Raw genomic sequence first — 15,199 nt, forward strand, 5'->3', positions numbered from 1 at the left:
GCGTGCCGCCAATGCCGCACAAGAATCACATCATCCGCCGAACGCGAGCTGCCACAGCAACGCGCCGTTGAGCAGGACGATGAACGCCGCGGACAACCACGCCAGCGCGAGCGGCACGCCGCGCACGCGCCAGCCGCGCATCAGGCCCGCGTCCGACGTATAGCGGATCAGCGGCACGACCGCGAGTGGCAATTGCAGGCTCAGCACCACCTGGCTCGCCACCAGCAACTGGTTGGAGCCGTGCTGACCGAACAGCGCGACCGCGAACAGCGCCGGACCGATCGCCAGTGCGCGGGTCAGCAGCGCGCGTTTCCAGCGCGGCAGGCGGATCTGCAGAAAGCCTTCCATTACCGCCTGGCCGGCCAGCGTCCCCGTGACGGTCGCGCTCAGGCCGCACGCGAGCAGCGCAGCCGCGAACAGGATGCTGGCCCAGTGGGTGCCGACGAGCGGCGCGATCAGCCGGTGGGCGTCGGCGAGATCGGTCACGTCGCGATGGCCGCTGACGTAGAACACCGCGGCGGCTACGATCAGCAGGGCCGCGTTGATCACGAAGGCAAACGCCAGCGACGCGAACGTATCGATGTTGACGACCTGCAGCGCGGCCTTGATCTGCGCGTCGCTGCCTTCCGGCGCATGGTGCTTGACGAGCGCCGAGTGCAGATAGAGGTTGTGCGGCATCACCGTCGCGCCGACGATGCCCGCCGCCAACCACACCATGCCGGCATTTCTCAGCAGTTCGACGCTCGGCGCGGCGCCTGCCAGCGCGGCGTGCCAGTCGGGCCGCGCCAGCGCCAGTTGCACCACGAAGCACAGGCCGACGAAGCCGATCAGCGCGGCGATCACGGCTTCGAGCTTGCGGCCGCCTTTCTGCTGGAGCGCGAGCAGCGCAAACGTGCACACCGCCGACATCAGCACGCCGACCGTCAACGACACGCCGAGCAGTAATTGCAACGCGACGGCGCTGCCGACCACCTCGGCGACGTCGCACGCGATGATCGCGACTTCACTGGTTAGCCAAAGGAACAGGGTGCCGCGCCGGCCGGTGCGCTCGCGGCATACCTGCGCGAGATCGCGCCCGGTGACGACGCCCAGACGCGACGACAGCCATTGCAGCAGCATCGCCATCACGCTCGCGAGCAGCACCACGCCGAGCAGGCGGTAGCCGTAGCCCGCGCCGGCACCGAGCGCGGTCGCCCAGTTGCCGGGGTCGATATAGCCGACCGCGATCAGCGCACCGGCGCCGACAAAGGAGAACCAGTGAGCTGGACGTGGCGACCCGTCGCCTGGCAGACGCCGGCGGCGATTGGGACGTAAAGCGAATGGATTGGTGTTCATCGATGCCTGGGTTCGAGACTGCATCCTTTCGCAAGCCACGTGCCCAACGCGCATAGCGCAGCGCATGGGGCGGGGAGACAGGGCGGGTGAGGCGCGCAGATTGCGCGCGGTTTGCCGGTCGTCCTGCCGCTATTGTGCACCGTCGGGCGCTGCGCGGCGCGGTCCGATCGGCGCCTGCGCTGCCGGTCGCGAGAGCGGGACGCCAGGCGGCGAGAGCGGCCACTGGCCGCCTTCCCGCAAGTCCGGCATACGGCCCGAAACACGTTGGCGCACGGGCCGATAAGCGCAGGGCGCACGCACCCCGAGCACACGTCCGCCACACGCCTGCAGCACGCCCAACCGCCCCCACGAAGCCCCCATCGCGCCAACCTGACAACCCGATAACACCCGGCCCGCCACGGCTCCTTTTTTTCGGGTAGACACGCGCCGATAACCCGCTAAAATTGCGGCCATTTTCCAGCGGTGCGGCCCACGCTGTACCGTTTGCGCGACAGCCCGGCGTTTTTTTTGGAGCGCGCAATAATTGATGGTAGTTTTCGGGGTTTTCAGGGGAGCCGTGCGCGCGATGCCGCGGCGTGGGTGACGACGGTCGGCGTGAGCGGGCCAGGAGCGGAGAACGGGATGAAAAGACGGGTAGTGGGGCAAGTGGCGGCGCTGATCTTGTGCGCGACGCCGTGGTTGACGGCCGCTGCGAAAGACACGCAGTTGAACGTGTATAACTGGTCTGATTACATCGCCAAGGACACCATTCCGAACTTCACCAGGCAGAGCGGCGTCCAGGTCAAGTACGACAACTACGACAGCGACGACACGCTGCAGGCCAAGCTCCTCACCGGCAATTCCGGCTACGACATCGTCGTGCCGACCAGCAACTACGCCGGCAAGCAGATCGCCGCGAACATCTTCGAGCCGCTCGACAAATCGAAGCTGCCGAACCTCAAGTACCTCGACCCCTCGCTGATGGCGCTCGTGGCCGGCGCCGATCCGGGCAACAAGTACACGGTGCCGTGGGCCTACGGCACGACCGGCCTTGGCTACAACGTCACCAAGGTCCAGCAGATTCTCGGCAAGACCACGCCGCTCGATAGCTGGGACATCCTGTTCAAGCCGGAAAACATTTCGAAGCTGAAGGCTTGCGGCGTGTCCGTGCTCGACGCGCCGGACCAGATGTTCGCCGCCGCGCTGCACTACATGGGCAAGGATCCGATGAGCACGAACCCGGCCGACTACCGCGCCGCGCTCGAGATGATGAAGAAGATCCGCCCGTACATCACGCAGTTCAACTCGTCGGGCTATATCAACGACCTGGTCGGCGGCGACGTGTGCTTCGCGTACGGCTGGTCGGGCGACGTCGTGATCGCCAAGCATCGCGCGGCCGAAGCGAAGAAGCCGTACAAGATCGAGTACTTCATTCCGAAGGGCGGCGCGCCGGTGTGGTTCGACGTGATGGCGATTCCGAAGGACGCCAAGCACAAGGAAGCCGCGCTCGAATGGATCAACTACATCGAGACACCGCAGGTGCACGCCGCGATCACCAACGCCGTCTACTATCCGAGCGCGAACCTCGAAGCGCGCAAGTACGTGGACAAGGACGTGGCGAACGACCCGGCCGTGTATCCGCCGCCTGAAGTCATCAAGTCCCTGTTCCTGCTCAAGCCGCTGCCGCAGGAAATCCAGCGGCTGCAAACGCGGCTGTGGACTGAATTCAAGTCCGGCCGCTGACCCGCGGCAACAGTGAACGGGTAGCATCATCATGAAGCCCTCGGTGTCCACCGGGGGCTTTGTTCGTCAAACGCCGGAGTGAAGCAGCATCATGATAAGTAGTGACCAGTCGGGCGCGCTGGCCGGGGCGGGCGCGCCGTCCGCGGGCCTGAACGCCGTTACGGGCGGCGGCGCGGGCGAGGCCGCCGACCAATTCATCCAGATCGTCGACGTCGTGAAGAAGTTCGGCGAGACCGTCGCGGTCAAAGGCGTGAACCTGTCGGTGAAGAAGGGCGAGCTGTTCGCGCTGCTCGGCAGTTCCGGCTGCGGCAAGTCGACCTTGCTGCGCATGATGGCCGGGCTCGAAACCGTGACCTCGGGCAAGATCCTGATCGACGGCGAGGACCTCGCGCAATTGCCGCCGTATCGCCGGCCGGTCAACATGATGTTCCAGTCGTATGCGCTCTTTCCGCACATGACCGTGGAGGCGAACGTCGCCTTCGGTCTGAAGCAGGAAGGCGTGCCGAAGGCCGAACTGAAAGAGCGCGTGCAGACCGCGCTCGATCTCGTGCAGATGGGCCGCTTCGCGAAGCGCAAGCCGCATCAGCTGTCGGGCGGGCAGCAGCAGCGCGTGGCGCTCGCGCGTTCGCTCGTCAAGCGGCCCAAGCTGCTGCTGCTCGACGAGCCGATGTCCGCGCTCGACAAGCAGATCCGCCAGCGCACGCAGATCGAACTGGTCAACATTCTCGACCAGGTCGGCGTGACCTGCATGATGGTCACGCACGATCAGGAAGAAGCGATGACGATGGCCGACCGGCTCGCGGTCATGAGCGAAGGCCAGATCGTCCAGCTCGGCACGCCGCATGAAGTGTACGAGTATCCGAACAGCCGCTTTTCGGCGGAGTTCATCGGTTCGACCAATCTGTTCGAAGGCCGCACGGTCGAAGACGAACCCGACTACGTGTTCATCGAAACGCCCGACCTGCCGTGCCGTCTGTACGTGAGCCACGGCATCACCGGGCCGCTCGGCATGCCGGTGACGATTTCGGTGCGGCCCGAGCGCATCGCGCTGACGCGCAAGCCGCCCGAAGGCGCGTACAACTGGGGCAAGGGCGTCGTCACGAATATCGCGTACATGGGCGGCTATTCGCTGTATCACGTGAAGCTCGACGGCGGCAAGACGGTGATCGCGAACGTGACGAGCCTTGCGCTCACCGAGATCGATCCGCCCACCTGGGGTGACGAAGTGTACGTGCGCTGGAGCGCGTCGGCCGGCGTGGTGCTGACGTCATGAAGCGCGCGCTCGATGCCTTCGTCAACTGGCCGGTGCGGCGCTTCAATCTGAGCGGCCGCAGCGCGGTGGTGGCCGGGCCGTTCGTCTGGCTGCTGCTGTTTTTCCTCGTGCCGTTCCTGCTGGTCGTGAAGATCAGCTTCGCCGATTCGCAGCTCGGCATTCCGCCGTACACGCAGCTGGTGAATTTCGCTGAAGGCGCGATTCACATCACGCTCGACCTGTCGCATTACGCGTTTCTGTTCACCGACAGCCTCTATTTCGCGACCTATGTGAGTTCGGTGGTGATCGCCGCGATCTCGACCGTGCTGTGTCTGCTGATCGGCTATCCGATGGCGTACTACATCGCGCGCTCGAATCCGGCCACCCGCAATCTGCTGATGATGGCCGTGATGCTGCCGTTCTGGACGTCGTTCCTGATTCGCGTGTACGCATGGATCGGTATCCTGAAGAACAACGGGCTGCTGAACAACTTCCTGATGTCGATCGGCATCATCCATTCGCCGATCGAGCTGTATCACACGAACACCGCCGTCTATATCGGCATGGTGTATTCGTACCTGCCGTTTCTCGTGATGCCGCTCTACGCGCATCTGGTGAAGATGGACCTGACCCTGCTCGAAGCCGCGTACGACCTCGGCGCGAAACCGTGGAAGGCGTTCTGGCAGATCACGTTGCCGCTGTCGAAAAACGGCATCATCGCCGGCTGCCTGCTGGTGTTCATTCCGGCCGTGGGCGAGTACGTGATCCCCGAATTGCTCGGTGGCGCCAACACGCTGATGATCGGCCGCGTGATGTGGAATGAGTTCTTCGATAACGCCGACTGGCCGATGGCCTCCGCGGTGACGTGCGCGATGGTGTTGCTGCTGCTGGTGCCGATGGCGCTCTTTCAGCGAGCTCAAGCCAAGGCGATGGAGGAGAGGCGTTCATGAAGCCGAACCGGATTTTGCAGTGCATTGCGTTGGGGATCGGCTTTCTGTTCCTGTACATCCCGATCGTGAGTCTGGTCGTGTATTCGTTCAACGAATCGCAACTGGTCACGGTGTGGACGCGCTTTTCGACACGCTGGTACGCGGCGCTGCTGCGTGACGACGAACTGATCACGGCGGCGTGGCTGTCGTTGCGGATCGCGTTGCTGACGGCGTTCGCGTCGGTGATCATCGGCACCTGGGCGGGGTTCGTGCTCGCGCGGATGGGCCGCTTTCGCGGCTTCACGCTATATACCGGCATGATCAACGCGCCGCTGGTGATCCCCGAGGTGATTCAGGGCATCTCGTTGCTGCTGCTGTTCATCGAAATGGCGCGCTGGATCGGCTGGCCGGCCGAGCGCGGGGTGTTGACGATCTGGATCGGCCACGTGATGCTGTGCATTTCGTATGTGGCGATCATCGTGCAGTCGCGTGTGAAGGAGTTGCACCCGTCGCTCGAAGAGGCCGCGCTCGATCTCGGCGCGACGCCGCTGCGCGTGTTTTTCTTCATCACGTTGCCGCTGATTTCGCAGGCGCTCGTGTCCGGCTGGCTGCTGTCGTTCACGTTGTCGATCGACGATCTGGTGCTGTCGGCATTCCTGTCCGGGCCCGGTTCGACGACGCTGCCGCTGGTGGTGTTCTCGCGCGTGCGGCTCGGCTTGAACCCCGAAATGAATGCGCTCGCGACGCTGTTCATCGCGATCGTGACGGTCGGCGTGGTGGCGGCCAACTACTTCATGCAGCGCGCCGAGCGCAAGCGCGCGGTGATGGCGGTGTAGGCGGGTGCGCCGTTCGCGCGGCGCACCTTCGGCTTCAGTGCAGCCGCGCAGGAACGCGGGCCGTGCGCGTTCAAACTTTGTAGCCGATCCGCACGCCGCCCCAATGGCGTCCGCCAACGAACACCGGCGCGGACGCATCCTTCATCAGCACGAACTGGCCGCCGCCCATATCGCGGCGGTAGGTCTGCAACAGAAACTTCTTGGTGTGCGACGCCGCCGCGATGCCGGTGCGATCGTCGAACATGCGCCGGTTGCGGCAGTTCGCCATATTCCACACGACGTCGTCGCGCGGCGGTTGCGAGAACTTCAGGTTGTGGGTCGGCAGATAGCCTCGCGTATCGACTGCCGCGCAGAACGCGACGCGTGGATCGAGTTCGAGCAGCGGCTCCTGAATCGCGGGCAGCACGCGGTCGGTGAACGCGGTGAAGCGCGTCACGAACTGCGGCGGGTTGCTGCCCGCCACCGGCACGTAGCGCTGGTCGAACAGATCGTCGAGCGATATGTCGCCGCGCGCCACCGCCGTTTCGAACAGCTTGCTCACCGTCGCGGCGGCCTGCTGCACCGCTTCGATGAAACGCGTGTCGGTGGTCTCGACGCCGGTCGCTGCGGTCAGCTCGATCAGCGTCTCGGAGACGCCGAGCAGATTGCCCAGTCGGTCCTTCGCCTGCGCAAAGTTTTCGCTCGAATCTTCGACACCGCTCGCCATTTCCAGCACCTGCGCTTCGAGCCCGTCGCACTGCGTTTCGATTTCGCCGGTCAACGCGGCGATCTGGCCGGCCTCGTTGTTCAGGTGCGCGATCGCGTCGCCGGTCGCATGCACGACGTCGCCGATCTTGCGTGTGCCTTCGCGCACCCGATGCGCACGCGCGGTGTTCACCGAGCCTTCGTTGATCAACTGTTCGGTCTGCTGCGTGAGTTGCGCGAGCGTCGTCTCGATCTGCCCGGTAGCCTGTGCGGTTTTCGCCGACAGGTTCTTCACCTCGGCGGCCACCACCGCGAAGCTGCGGCCCGAGTCGCCGGCGCGCGCCGCTTCGATCGCCGCGTTCAGCGCGAGAAGATGCGTCTGGCGGGCGATCAGCGAGATTTCCTCGGACACGCGGCTCACGTGCGCGAGTGCGCTGCGCAGCGCGCCGATCTGGCTTTCGATCACCGTCACGCCTTCGACCAGCCCGTGGATATCGGCGAGCGACGCTTCGAGCGTCTGCTGCGACTGCTCGACGCCGGTCGCGGCGTTGGCCGACACGCTGCGCATTTCGCGCGCGGCCGCGGCGATGCGATGATTGCCCGCGAGCGTGTGCGCGGCGGACTCGCGTAGCGCGCGGCAGACTTGCGCCTGACGCTGCACGCGCGCGGCGACTTCCTCGACGTGGCCCGAGACGTCGCAGATCTCGATGCCCAGTTTGCCGGCTTGCGCGGCAATGTCGCCGACGACCGTATTGGAACGGGCCGCTCGGCGAAAGCTGAAACGCGTCATGGGTCGTCTCCTTGATGGCGCGGTGGGTGCGGGTGGTGCGGAGGCTGGCGATGGGCGGCACTATCGTCCGGCGCGGACGCAGCGTCTTCTCCATGCGTTTACGGCGCACTTTCAGCCGACTTGATACGGGGTATCCCGCAGTCGGTATGATGTGCGGTCGAACTGCGTCTGGCAGCCTTTCCCTTCCTTAGCGGCAACCATGATCGAGTCTTTCGCGCGCGTTTCGGGCTGGGAGCAGCTCTATCATTTGTGGGAACTGCTCGTGATGCTCGCAAAGTTTCTGTGGGGGCTGTTGCGTTTGCTCGGCGGCGGGTAAGGGTGAGGCGGTGCAGCGCCGGGTCAGTGAACCGGCGGGAAAACGCGGCCACACGCGGCCACGCTCTGCCGCGCCAGCATCAGCGAAGCGAGACGGCGACGATGCCAGGCTCAGACCTGCGCGCGGCGCTGGTCTTCTTCAACCTGCGCATCCGTCGCGGATGTGCCGAGAAACGCGCGCAGATCGACCAGCACGCGCTCGGGTGCTTCTTCCATCGGAATGTGGCCCAGTTCTGCATACGTCACCGACTTCGCGGCCGGAATGCGGCTCGCAAACTCGGCCGCGTGTTCGGGCGGTATCCAGCGATCCTTCGCACCCCATAGCACCAGCGCGGGCACGTCGAGTGTCTTCAGCGCGTCGGGATCGACTTCGCGGAAATCGAGCGTGGGCACCATCTTGCCGATCGCCGTGCGCGTGCCTTCGCCCTGGAAGAATTCGACATAGCGCCGCAGCGTCGCCGCGTCGATCCTGCGCGAATCGCCGTACACGTTGCGCACCGCACTTTTGACGATCGCCTCGGGCAGCCACCATCGGGAACTGGCCCGCACCAGCGCGCTGTTGAACAGGCCGATGTAAATGGGCAGCTTCATCGGAAAGCCGGCCGAGTCGATCAACACCAGCCGTTCGACGGCCCCGCGATGGCGCACCGCGTAGTCCCACGCGATCAGCCCGCCGAGCGAGTTGCCGATGAAGCTCGCCCGCCCGATGCCGAGCGCCTGCAGGAAGGTGTCGATGAAGCGCCGGTAGGTCGGCAGGTTCATCGTTTCGATCGCACCGCTCGTCGAACGCAGCGGCCCGGTCACTCCGAACGGCGGCAGGTCGAGGCGGATCACGCGGTGGCTCCGGCTGAGCTCGTCGGCGACGCGATTCCACGTATGCAGTGACGACGCGAACCCGTGGAGCATCACGATCGTGCCGCCCTGGCCTTGGTCGACGTAATGCACGTCGGCGCCCATGATCTTCACGAACTTCGAGCCGCCGAGCGAATAGCGGCGCCGCAGATCGTCGCGCGCCACGCTGCTGATGCCGAGGCGTGCGACGATCGAGCGTGGCGGCAGCGCGGCGGTGGATGAGCGCGTGTTGTTCGAGTCGATACCCGCCATATTTTTGTCTCCCGTTTCGTTTGCTTAGGTCTATTTATGTTCGGCTCAAGGCCGGGCCGAAGCGGCACCCGTAGCGAGCGTCCTCAACGCACGAAGCGATAATCGCCCGGCCGTGCCCGCCGTGTGCGTCGGCGAAAACTGAAGGTGAAGCCGGGCCACAACGCGGTCACTTTGCCGCGCCTCGTTTGATAAAAGCTACGGCAACCGGTAACCCACACGGAGTGCTGCATCGCCTTCTGCAGGCGGGCGTTGAAATCGTGCTGCACGTCGGCGCGCAGATTCATCGTGCGCGCGTTCTGTTCGCGCAGTACGCGCAGGCAATCGTCGATGTATTGCACTTGCGACTCGATCATGTAGATCATCGAGTTGTGGGCGAGCAAGGTGTTCGGGCCGGCGAGCATGAAGAAGTTCGGGAAGTTCGCGACGCTGACGCCGAGGTAGGCCTCGGGGCCATCGTGCAACCACATCGCGCCGAGGTCCGCGCCACCGATGCCAAGCACTTCGAACGGCGCGCCGACGTCGTTGACCTGAAAGCCCGTGCCGCAGATGATTGCATCCGCGTGCCGCTGCACGCCGTCGTCGGTGACGATGCCGTCGGCGACGATTTCGCGGATGCCGACCGTCACGACGTCGACATTGGGCTGGCTGACCGCGCGATAGTAGTCGCTCGACAGCAGCACGCGCTTGCAGCCGAGTTGGTAGCTGGGCGTGAGCTTCGCGCGCAATGCCGGGTCCGTCACGCTGCGTTCGAGGTAGCGGCGGCTCAGCTTCATCGGCAGCGTCATCAGCTTCGGGTTCACGACGAAACCGAGCGCGCGCGATTCGAGCTGCCAGTAGATCGCGGTGCGCATGAGACGCTGCGTGAGCGGCAGATGGAGGAACAGCCAGCGGGCGCCCGGAGCGACCGGCTTGTCGGGCTTCGGCATGATCCACGGCGCGGTGCGCTGGAACAGATCGAGTTGCGCGACGCGCGGCTGGATTTGCGGCACGAACTGGATCGCGCTCGCACCGGTGCCGATGACCGCGACGCGTTTGCCTTCGAACGGATACGTGTGGTCCCAGCGCGCCGAATGAAACAGCTTGCCTTCGAAACGTTCGAGTCCGGCGATCCGCGGCAGTGCCGGGCGCGACAGCGGGCCGCTCGCGGCGATCACCACGTCGGCCTCGATATATTCTCGCGTGCCGTTCGCGTCGATCTCGACGCGCCATACCTGGCGCGCTTCATCGAAACGCGCCGCGGCCACGCGCGCGTTGCAACGCACGTAACGTTCGACGCCGTACTTGCGCGCGCAATGTTTGAGGTACGCGAGGATTTCCGCCTGACCGCCGAACGAACGCAACCACGCCGGATTCGGCTCGAACGAAAACGAATAGAGATGCGATGGCACATCGCAGGCCGCGCCGGGATAGGTGTTGTCGCGCCACGTACCGCCGATGTCGGCGGCGGCCTCGTAGATCGTGAACGACGTGATGCCCGACTGCTGCAGACGGACCGCCATGCCGATGCCCGAAAAACCGCTGCCGATAATCGCGATGCGTGGCGCGGCGGCGGGTGCAGAAGTGGCAGGCGTCACGATGGGTCTCCGGCATCGAACAAACGCCCGGCGCGAGGCCGAGGGGGCGACAGTTGTCTACTGCTTGTGTACTGCTGCTTCAGGCGCAGAGTAGACAACTGTACACATCGCGTCAAGATCGTTAGAGTGCTGCTATAAAACGCTCGCAACGCGCCGTGATTGAAACCTCATGAAATCCTTACCCGAAACGGCGGCCGTCGCCGTCCCCACTCCGACGGCCGCGCAGGACTTGCCGGCTGGCAAGCGCAAACTGATCGAAGCCGCGCTGAGCCTGACCGCGGGCGGCCGCAGTTTCGCGACCTTGGGGTTGCGCGAACTCGCGCGCGAGGCCGGGCTCAATCCCAACACGTTCTATCGTCATTTCGACACGCTCGACGAACTCGCGCGCGAGGTCATCGAATCGGTGAGCCGGCGCTTGCGGCCGATGCTGCGGCACGCGATGCAAGTCGCCGCGCATGACGAGCCGCATAGCGTGCCGCGTCGCGCGTGCATCGCGTTCTTTGCTTTCACGCTGGACAACCGCGATGCGTTCCTGAGCGCGCTGGCCGAGTATCACGGCACGTCGCCGGCGCTGCGCGAGGCGGTGCGCGCGAATCTGCACGAGGTGTCGGCGGAAATGGCGGACGACGTCGTGCAACTCGCGTTGGTGCCGGCGCTGACGCGCGCGATCGTCGATGAAGTCTGCACGCAGACTGTGCTGCAACTGTTTCATCTGTCGGCCGAATACATCGACGCGGACGACGTGCGCCGCGCTGCGTTGATCGATTACGCGGAACGCTTCGTGCTCAGGCTGTTTGCGGGGGCGGTGCTGCTCGCGCAGCACGAGGCGGGGGGAGGGCAGGCGGCGAGGCGGGCGTGATCGACGTCGCGCGAGTCGATGTCTCGTTGCGTGATGTGAGTGGGTCAAAACGCGTCGACGAATTGAGTCGACAAAAAAACAGGCTCCGTGCAGAGGAGCCTGTTTTTGTTGACGTTTGTGGGTTTGCCGCCGCGACTCGCGCTCATCGGCGCTGTGTCGGGTCGCGCGGTGGCATTGGCATACGCGGTTCAGGTATCGGTCCAGCCGCCGGAGTCGTCGTTGCTGCCCATGTCGACACCGCCGCCGCTGTTATCGCTCCAGTCGTTCGAGCCCTGGCCAAAGTCGAGACCGCCGCCATTGCCGCCATTGCCGCCGTCGTTGCCGCGGCGCCGCCCTTCGTCGTCGACGATCACGTCGCGCTCCACGACACGCTCGCGTCCGGAGTTCAGCGCTTCGCCGAGCAGCACGCCGGTCAGCAGACCGCCCATACCGCCACCGAAACCGCCGCCTTGCTGCACGACGACAGGCGGCTGTTGCTGATACGGTCCTTGCTGCGGCGGATAGGGCGCTTGCGGCGGAGTGCCGAAACGCTCGGCCTCGCGCGCATACGGCGACTGCTGGCTATTGTTCGCCGCGGCGGCCGCCGCCGGATCGGGCCGCCCGTCGGCCCGCGCGCGCAGGCTGGCGAGACGCTGTTCGAGTTCGTCGAGCTGATACGGCGGCAGCGGATTCTTGCCGTTCGACAAGCCCTCGACGACACCGCGCAACTGGTCTTCGGCCGCCTCGACTTCTTTCTCCAGCGCCTCATGACCTGGCGCGGTGGAGAGCTTCACGTCGAGCTTCAGCGAACGCACCGCGTTGAGCATGTCGGTCGCGCGCTTGAGTTGCTCGCGACGATCGCCGTCGGCGCGCGTGTCGTCTTGTGTGCGGGCGCGGCGCAACGTCCAGCGCAGCACGAATGCAATCACGCCAATCAATACGATGATGCCGATCCACATACCGACCCCCGGGCCATGTTGTTGCGCTTGCGGCTGCGGCGCCGACTGTTGCTGCACAGCAGGCGCATTCTGCTGCACGAACGGATTCGCGGCGCGGCTGGTGGTGTTGCCGCCTGCACGTTCAGCGTCCCGGCGGATGCGCAATTCGGTTTGCGCGAAGCGGGTCGGGTCGGTGAAGCGGATTTGCGGGTCGAGCGTCTTGGCCTGTTGCAACTGGGCGAGCGCGTCCGCATAGCGGCCTTCGCGATCGAGCACCTGGCTGTACAGATAGTGCGCGCGCGCGTTGTTCGGATGCGCCTGCAGCACTTCGCTCAGACCGTCGTCGGCCTGCTGCCAGTTGCCTTGCGACATCGCGGATTCGATCTGCTGCACTGTCGGCACCGCAAACGCCGCGGCCGATACCAGCAGCAACGAAGCGAACGCAGTTGCGAGAAATTTTTTCATTTGCGGGCCGGGCGCGGGGCGCCCGTCTCCTTCAGTCGTTTCCAGTGGCCGCGCGGATGAGCGGCCGGCATACCGGTGTCCGTCTGTGGTCGCCGGTATGTACTGCCGGCGCAATTACTGGGCCGGCGTGTTGAGCTGCTTCTTCAATGCTTCCAGACGGTCTTCGACGGACGGGCCGCGGTTCAGGTCCGCGAGTTTGTCGTCGAGCGCCTTGCCGCTCTTCACGTCGGCGGAATTCAGGCGGGCGTCCGAGCGGGCATTCGCCAACGCCACCTTGTCTTCCATCTTCTGGAAATCTTCGGACAGGTTCTTGCCGCCGATACCGCCCAACGCGGTCGCCGCAACGTCTTTGGCCTCGGCGATCTGCTGCTTCGCCTGCAGGATGTTCGAGCGCGCGTTCAGGTCGTTGCGGCGGGTGCGCATGTCTTCGATCTGGCTCTTCAGTTGCGCCACCGACGGCTCGAGCGTGGTCAGTTCCTTCGACAACGCATCGCGTTCGGCTTCGGCCGTGGCTTGCGCGCCGAGCGCTTCACGCGCGAGCGCTTCGTCGCCGGATTGCAGCGCGCGCTTCGCGCCGTCTTCGTACTTCTTCGCCTTGTCCGCGGCAACATCGCGCTTGCTTTGCTGCGTGGCCACTTGCGCCTGAATCTCGATCAGCGAGTTCTCGGCTTTGCCGATGCTCTCGTCGAGTTCGCGCACGATCTGGCGCGAGTCGCGCGACGGATCCTGCACGGAGTCGGCCGCATCGTTCAGGAGACCTTTGAGCGTGCGCGAAATGCTGTCAAAAAGCGACATGAAAACCTCCAGAGAATGGTGTTGGCGCTGAATAATCCCGCGCGCTTAACTGCTTTTCACTGCTACTTTACGCCGCTGCGCGCGATGCTGCGCAGCGTTCGGACCGGAGTTCGGGGCGCGCTCGCGAATTGCAATAGCGAGACCGTAAATTGACCGGTTTAAAGTTTGAATGGCGGACAGTCGCAAAGGTTAAATCGCGCAAGGCGTGATCGGCTTGACCGCGAATGTTACACCACGAGCCTTCTTAAAAACGGCTTGAAGGACGCAATGCGCCATTGCCCGATCGGGATGCGGCAATGACCCGCGAAGCGGGCCGGCGAGTGTGATGGTGGCGCGCGGCGCAAGGGGTTCAGCAGCGGATCGCACACGAGGTTCAATGACGCGAATAGCGCATACGTGAGGCGCTTTTCTGTTTTGAACAGATCGCGATTAAGGCTCAAGCTTGCAGTATCGAAAGCTCACTCATTTGACTCGCTTTAATGTAACGATATGCAACGACCCATTCGCGACCTGCCGAATGCGCGCCCATTATCGTTATGCGAAGCGGCCGCCTTCGGTGCTCGGGTCGCTGCTCGGTTCGTCGTCATTGCGCGAGCTGTCGAGGCGCGGGCGCTTGAGCACGTTGCGCAATGGCGCTTCGGTCTCGGCTTGCGGAGGCGAATCTTCATCGGCCGCCGCTTTCGCAGCCGCGACGCGTGCGACCGCATCGGCGGTGGCAGCGGCTTCCAGATCGACTTCGGCGGCGAGCGCGGCGGCGAGGCCAGCCGGCAAGAGCGGCGCAGATTGAGCGGCCGTGGCGCGGGGCAATGGGTCCGCCGCAGGTGCCGCACGCTCGAGCCCTGGTGAATCCGTCGAGTTCGTTGCCGGAGCGGCAGCAGTCTCGGGAGGCACATCGTCCGGGAGTGTTTGCAACGCCGGCGGCAAGGCCGCTCGCGCGTGCCGCGTACCGCGCGCCACACGCTGCAGCGCCGCGTTGAGCGCGTCGGGTGCGCGGGGTGCGCGCAAGCGGTCGACGATGCTCGCCGCTTTCACCTGCTCGCTGGTCGCGCCGAAGCTCAACACCGCACGGCGCATCAGTTCGCTGACGCTAATGCCCAGATTCTCGGCGGTGGCAGTGATCGCGCGCTTCTGCGCGGTGGTCACGAATACGACGATGCGCTCGCTGGGCTTGTTCATGGTCGGCTCGCATACTTGTTGGCATGGGCGGTCAAGGCGTTATCGGGCATACGCGGCTCGCGTGCGGCGATGTCGTCGCGCGCGCCGAGTCCATCATATGACGAGTTGCACCGATGCGGAACGGGCGCGACATGAAAATCCCGTGACATCAACAGCTTGAGGCGTTCCCGGCGGCATTGCCCACGGCGCTTTCGACGCTTTCCGCCGGTCCCCCGCGAGGCGCCCGAAAATGCCCGGCGGTCGTGGCACGAAGGGAATTCTTACAAAAAAACTGGCTTGGGGCTGGCTTGATTTCTTTAAAATGCTCTGTTACGTTGCGCCGGACATGGTCCCAGGCGTGCCGTGCGGCCGGCCGGGGGCAAGCGGCTGCGCGGTGGCTTCCGCCTCAGGCTCCGAGGCTCGATCACCACCCATGCGCGCGCCGCGAGCGCGGGCAGAAAGGCGTT

12 protein-coding genes are annotated in these 15,199 nt (G+C 64.9%); 5 read left to right on the forward strand and 7 right to left on the reverse strand.

The window, feature by feature from the left end; genetic code table 11:
• Window positions 1-30: 30 nt before the first annotated feature.
• The gene (locus BGI01S_RS05920; RefSeq protein WP_042323228.1) at window positions 31-1,335 is read right to left on the reverse strand and encodes an Nramp family divalent metal transporter; all 1,305 of its coding nucleotides are present in this window, start codon (window positions 1,333-1,335) and stop codon (window positions 31-33) included.
• 621 nt (window positions 1,336-1,956) lie between these two features.
• Here BGI01S_RS05920 and BGI01S_RS05925 point away from each other — a divergent pair.
• The 4 genes from BGI01S_RS05925 to BGI01S_RS05940 all read left to right on the forward strand — a co-directional run bounded on the left by BGI01S_RS05925 (window position 1,957) and on the right by BGI01S_RS05940 (window position 6,074).
• Window positions 1,957-3,057 carry a polyamine ABC transporter substrate-binding protein gene (locus tag BGI01S_RS05925; RefSeq protein ID WP_042323230.1) on the forward strand — a complete coding sequence of 367 codons (1,101 nt, stop codon included), beginning with the start codon at window positions 1,957-1,959 and terminating at the stop codon, window positions 3,055-3,057.
• Between the two features lie 91 nt (window positions 3,058-3,148).
• Window positions 3,149-4,330, forward strand: a complete 1,182-nt coding sequence (locus BGI01S_RS05930) for an ABC transporter ATP-binding protein (RefSeq protein WP_042323232.1) — start codon at window positions 3,149-3,151, stop codon at window positions 4,328-4,330.
• Window positions 4,327-5,259, forward strand: a complete 933-nt coding sequence (locus BGI01S_RS05935) for an ABC transporter permease subunit (RefSeq protein ID WP_042323234.1) — start codon at window positions 4,327-4,329, stop codon at window positions 5,257-5,259. Before BGI01S_RS05930 ends, BGI01S_RS05935 begins: the two co-directional genes overlap by 4 nt.
• A complete protein-coding gene (locus BGI01S_RS05940; RefSeq protein ID WP_042323236.1) occupies window positions 5,256-6,074 on the forward strand; it encodes an ABC transporter permease subunit in 819 nt (272 codons plus the stop codon). Before BGI01S_RS05935 ends, BGI01S_RS05940 begins: the two co-directional genes overlap by 4 nt.
• 70 nt (window positions 6,075-6,144) lie before the next feature.
• Here BGI01S_RS05940 and BGI01S_RS05945 read toward each other — a convergent pair whose 3' ends face one another.
• From BGI01S_RS05945 to BGI01S_RS05955, 3 genes are all read right to left on the reverse strand, one after another.
• Window positions 6,145-7,548, reverse strand: coding sequence for a methyl-accepting chemotaxis protein (locus tag BGI01S_RS05945; protein WP_042323239.1), 1,404 nt, complete (start codon window positions 7,546-7,548; stop codon window positions 6,145-6,147).
• A gap of 426 nt (window positions 7,549-7,974) precedes the next feature.
• A complete protein-coding gene (locus BGI01S_RS05950) occupies window positions 7,975-8,967 on the reverse strand; it encodes an alpha/beta fold hydrolase (RefSeq protein ID WP_042323240.1) in 993 nt (330 codons plus the stop codon).
• A gap of 83 nt (window positions 8,968-9,050) precedes the next feature.
• Window positions 9,051-10,541 carry a flavin-containing monooxygenase gene (locus tag BGI01S_RS05955; protein ID WP_042323242.1) on the reverse strand — a complete coding sequence of 497 codons (1,491 nt, stop codon included), beginning with the start codon at window positions 10,539-10,541 and terminating at the stop codon, window positions 9,051-9,053.
• A 169-nt stretch (window positions 10,542-10,710) separates the two neighbouring features.
• Between BGI01S_RS05955 and BGI01S_RS05960 the strand changes: the two genes are divergently transcribed.
• The gene (locus BGI01S_RS05960) at window positions 10,711-11,400 is read left to right on the forward strand and encodes a TetR family transcriptional regulator (RefSeq protein ID WP_042323244.1); all 690 of its coding nucleotides are present in this window, start codon (window positions 10,711-10,713) and stop codon (window positions 11,398-11,400) included.
• Window positions 11,401-11,588: 188 nt separating this feature from the next.
• Here BGI01S_RS05960 and BGI01S_RS05965 read toward each other — a convergent pair whose 3' ends face one another.
• The 3 genes from BGI01S_RS05965 to BGI01S_RS05975 all read right to left on the reverse strand — a co-directional run bounded on the left by BGI01S_RS05965 (window position 11,589) and on the right by BGI01S_RS05975 (window position 14,753).
• Complete coding sequence (locus BGI01S_RS05965) at window positions 11,589-12,782, reverse strand: tetratricopeptide repeat protein (protein WP_042323246.1); 1,194 nt, start codon at window positions 12,780-12,782, stop codon at window positions 11,589-11,591.
• A gap of 114 nt (window positions 12,783-12,896) precedes the next feature.
• A complete protein-coding gene (locus BGI01S_RS05970; RefSeq protein ID WP_042323248.1) occupies window positions 12,897-13,577 on the reverse strand; it encodes a PspA/IM30 family protein in 681 nt (226 codons plus the stop codon).
• 534 nt (window positions 13,578-14,111) lie between these two features.
• Window positions 14,112-14,753 carry a hypothetical protein gene (locus BGI01S_RS05975; protein ID WP_042323251.1) on the reverse strand — a complete coding sequence of 214 codons (642 nt, stop codon included), beginning with the start codon at window positions 14,751-14,753 and terminating at the stop codon, window positions 14,112-14,114.
• Window positions 14,754-15,199 lie beyond the last annotated feature (446 nt).

The sequence above is a fragment of the Paraburkholderia ginsengisoli NBRC 100965 genome, assembly GCF_000739735.1.
In the GTDB taxonomy this organism is placed as follows: domain Bacteria; phylum Pseudomonadota; class Gammaproteobacteria; order Burkholderiales; family Burkholderiaceae; genus Paraburkholderia; species Paraburkholderia ginsengisoli.

What these genes read in the sequence shown, in the direction of transcription:
- BGI01S_RS05920 (WP_042323228.1), bottom strand. Translation starts at nt 1,335, where the DNA reads ATGAACACCAATCCATTCGCTTTACGTCCCAATCGCCGCCGGCGTCTG.
- BGI01S_RS05925 (WP_042323230.1), top strand. Translation starts at nt 1,957, where the DNA reads ATGAAAAGACGGGTAGTGGGGCAAGTGGCGGCGCTGATCTTGTGCGCG.
- BGI01S_RS05930 (WP_042323232.1), top strand. Translation starts at nt 3,149, where the DNA reads ATGATAAGTAGTGACCAGTCGGGCGCGCTGGCCGGGGCGGGCGCGCCG.
- BGI01S_RS05935 (WP_042323234.1), top strand. Translation starts at nt 4,327, where the DNA reads ATGAAGCGCGCGCTCGATGCCTTCGTCAACTGGCCGGTGCGGCGCTTC.
- BGI01S_RS05940 (WP_042323236.1), top strand. Translation starts at nt 5,256, where the DNA reads ATGAAGCCGAACCGGATTTTGCAGTGCATTGCGTTGGGGATCGGCTTT.
- BGI01S_RS05945 (WP_042323239.1), bottom strand. Translation starts at nt 7,548, where the DNA reads ATGACGCGTTTCAGCTTTCGCCGAGCGGCCCGTTCCAATACGGTCGTC.
- BGI01S_RS05950 (WP_042323240.1), bottom strand. Translation starts at nt 8,967, where the DNA reads ATGGCGGGTATCGACTCGAACAACACGCGCTCATCCACCGCCGCGCTG.
- BGI01S_RS05960 (WP_042323244.1), top strand. Translation starts at nt 10,711, where the DNA reads ATGAAATCCTTACCCGAAACGGCGGCCGTCGCCGTCCCCACTCCGACG.
- BGI01S_RS05965 (WP_042323246.1), bottom strand. Translation starts at nt 12,782, where the DNA reads ATGAAAAAATTTCTCGCAACTGCGTTCGCTTCGTTGCTGCTGGTATCG.
- BGI01S_RS05970 (WP_042323248.1), bottom strand. Translation starts at nt 13,577, where the DNA reads ATGTCGCTTTTTGACAGCATTTCGCGCACGCTCAAAGGTCTCCTGAAC.
- BGI01S_RS05975 (WP_042323251.1), bottom strand. Translation starts at nt 14,753, where the DNA reads ATGAACAAGCCCAGCGAGCGCATCGTCGTATTCGTGACCACCGCGCAG.